Below are 641 nucleotides of genomic sequence, written 5' to 3'. Positions count from 1 at the left end.
TGAACTGCACCCCAAAAGTTGGATTTTGATCCGACCTTTGGGGTGTTTTTCATGACGAAGTACAGCGATGAGCTTCGACGACAAATTGTCCAAGAGCATCTGGCCGAGGGGCTTGGCTCGATCCGACTGGCGAAGCGTCACGGTATTGACCGATCGGCGATACGCCGATGGATCGCGGCCTACCGTGTGCACGGCGATGCCGGATTGCGCAGGAAGACAAGTCAGTACGATGCACAGTTCAAGCTCTCGGTGCTGCTCCATATGTGGCGGGCAGAGTTGTCGTACAGGCAGGTGGCAGCCGTCTTCGACATCCGCAGCCCGGGGAGCATCGGGAGATGGGAGCGCCTGTATCATGACGGCGGTCTAGCCGCTTTGGCGCCCCGTCCGCGCGGGCGTCCCAGGAACATGCACGAATCTCTGCCGCCCCAATCTGCCAGTGAAGAACCCACGCCGGACGAGCGGCCCCGCGAGGACTTGCTCAAGGAGATCGAGTATCTGCGCGCGGAGGTGGCGTACCTAAAAAAACTCGATGCGCTGCTGCAATCCAAGAAGGCGGCAGCGCCAAAGAAAAAGCGCAAATAGTGCATGAGCTGAGGCAGCGCCATCCGGTGGCCGCGCTCCTGAAGGCAGCAGGTCTGGCG

1 pseudogene is annotated in these 641 nt (G+C 60.4%); it reads left to right on the top strand.

The window, feature by feature from the left end:
- Window positions 1-51 precede the first annotated feature (51 nt).
- Window positions 52-641 (top strand): annotated as a pseudogene (locus tag ACTRWB_RS38110) (transposase); the annotation flags it as partial.

Source organism: Burkholderia sp. YIM B11467 (assembly GCF_052952715.1).
The sequence above is the reverse complement of the archived record's forward strand: the minus strand, read 5'-3'. Positions and strand labels throughout refer to the sequence as shown.